This is a genomic window from Pseudomonas juntendi, from assembly GCF_009932375.1.
GTDB classification, from domain to species: Bacteria; Pseudomonadota; Gammaproteobacteria; order Pseudomonadales; family Pseudomonadaceae; genus Aquipseudomonas; species Aquipseudomonas juntendi.
The window spans coordinates 1-1569 of the sequence record NZ_BLJG01000483.1 but is presented as its reverse complement, the minus strand read 5'-3'; the positions used below and the strand labels follow the sequence as shown (position 1 = coordinate 1569).

Below are 1569 nucleotides of genomic sequence, written 5' to 3'. Positions count from 1 at the left end.
GCGCACGGCCTCGCGCTGCTGCTCCAGGCGCTGGTGGTCGGCGGGCTGCTCGATCTGGCCGAGCATCAATTGCACCTGGCGGTCTAGCGTGGCCAGGGTTTTTTCCACGTCTGCGATCGAGGCCTCATCACGCTCGCGTTGATAGCGCTGGCGGGCGATACGCAGTTCCTGGGTGTACTGCTGAATGACCGAGATATTCCCCAGCTTGTCGCCACGGGCGGTGATGCTGTCCATGCCGTGCCAGCCGGTCAGGGTGATGGCCACGGTCAATAGCAGGACCAGGCCGAAACCCATTCCCAGTTTGCGGTTCACGCTCATATTGCCCAGCGATTGGGCTAACCATTGATACATGTAGACTCCCGGTCGGCTTGGCAGCACGAAACTTTGTTGTGTTGCCAAGGCCATCGGCCCGGGAAGGGGAAACTTGATGGGCGATTAGGTGGCGTTTGCGTCAGAAAATGCGCGAAAGCAGTGCAGTGACGGCCGTTTCCACGCGCAGAATGCGCTCACCCAGCTGCACGGGCGCCAGGCCTGCCTTGCCCAGCAGGTCGATTTCGTAAGGAATCCAGCCACCTTCGGGGCCGATGGCCAGGGTCACGGGCTGGTCCACGGCGCGCGGGCAGGCAGGGTACGGGCCGGGGTGACCGACCAGGCCCAGGGTACCAGCAGCGATCGCGGGCAGGCGGTCTTCGACGAACGGCTTGAAGCGCTTCTCGATGATTACCTCGGGCAGTACCGTGTCGCGGGCCTGTTCCAGGCCGAGGATCAGGTTGTCCCGAATGCTTTCCGGCTGCAGGAACGGCGTTTGCCAGAAGCTTTTCTCGACCTTGTAGCTGTTCAGCAGGATCAACCGCGGTACACCCAGGGTAGCCACGGTCTGGAACAGCCGGCGCAGCATCTTCGGGCGGGGTACAGCCAGCACCAGGGTCAGCGGCAGTTTGGCCGGCGGTTGCTGGTCGAAGGCCACCTCCAGCTCGGCCTGGTGCGGTGCCAGGCGCAGCACCGTGGCCTTGCCCATCAAGCCGTTGACGCGGCCCACCCGCAGCTGGTCGCCGACCGCCACGCGGTGGATTTCCTGCATGTGGGTGAAGCGCCGGTCAGCCAGCACCACGCGGTCGGCCGAAACGAAGTCGGCCTGTTCAAGCAGCAGCAGGTTCACGGTTGAGTCGCTGGTGGCTGGTCGTTGGAATCGTCGGCAGTTTCGTCGTGGGCACTGCGCTTGCGCACCAGGCTGCCGCACAGCACGCCGACTTCGAACAACAACCACATGGGTACGGCCAGCAGGGTCTGCGAGAAGATGTCCGGTGGCGTGAGGATCATGCCGACCACGAAGCAGCCGATGATCACGTAAGGGCGGATCTTCTTCAGGTACTTCACGTCGACCACGCCGATCCCCACCAGCAGCACCACCGCCACCGGGATCTCGAAGGCCACGCCAAAGGCTAAGAACAACGTCATCACGAAATCGGGGTAGTTGGCGATGTCGGTCATCATGGCCACGCCTGCCGGAGTGGCTGCCGCGAAGAACTTGAACATCAGCGGGCACACCAGGAAATAGGCGAACGCCAT

General features: G+C 63.2%; 3 protein-coding genes. All 3 read right to left on the bottom strand.

Annotation, left to right across the window (positions count from 1 at the left end):
- A partial coding sequence (locus GYA94_RS26860; RefSeq protein ID WP_174824223.1) for a methyl-accepting chemotaxis protein occupies positions 1-351 on the bottom strand: 351 nt, incomplete at its 3' end.
- A 100-nt stretch (positions 352-451) separates the two neighbouring features.
- The gene (locus GYA94_RS26855; protein ID WP_009684303.1) at positions 452-1159 is read right to left on the bottom strand and encodes a 16S rRNA (uracil(1498)-N(3))-methyltransferase; all 708 of its coding nucleotides are present in this window, start codon (positions 1157-1159) and stop codon (positions 452-454) included.
- A partial coding sequence (locus GYA94_RS26850; protein ID WP_174824222.1) for a twin-arginine translocase subunit TatC occupies positions 1156-1569 on the bottom strand: 414 nt, incomplete at its 5' end. The genes GYA94_RS26850 and GYA94_RS26855, both read right to left, overlap by 4 nt.